Here is a 299-nt window from a genome sequence, read left to right as displayed (position 1 = left end):
AATCCTGAGGTGGTGCCTAGGAGGGTATGTTGAAGTATCTTGATAAATTTGGGGTACTCATGCAAATTTGTATGGCAATCCAAGAACAGTTGTTTCTTCGTTGGGTATAACAGGAACGAGATCGTTCAATTGCAATCACATGCCGATCATCGATCAAGAAAATATACGCAAGGCACTAGCATTTTGGCGTGAAGGTAAGAGACTCGACAAAGTACATGACAGTTATGCTTTCCTCAGCTTCTACAAAGTAATTGAGTCCCAGTTTTCGGAGGGAAAGAAGAAAGTCACTTGGATCAAAG

At 41.5% G+C, this 299-nt stretch carries 1 protein-coding gene; it reads left to right on the top strand.

Annotation, left to right across the window (positions count from 1 at the left end; translation table 11 throughout):
* Nucleotides 1-139: 139 nt before the first annotated feature.
* On the top strand, nt 140-299 hold a 160-nt coding region (gene mauJ / locus BK660_RS33765), incomplete at its 3' end, for a methylamine utilization protein MauJ (protein WP_404942972.1).

Origin of the sequence: Pseudomonas brassicacearum, from assembly GCF_003732265.1 — a bacterium.
GTDB classification, from domain to species: Bacteria; Pseudomonadota; Gammaproteobacteria; order Pseudomonadales; family Pseudomonadaceae; genus Aquipseudomonas; species Aquipseudomonas brassicacearum_D.
Note: the sequence above shows the minus strand (reverse complement) of the source record. Positions and strands in the feature narration are given on the sequence as shown.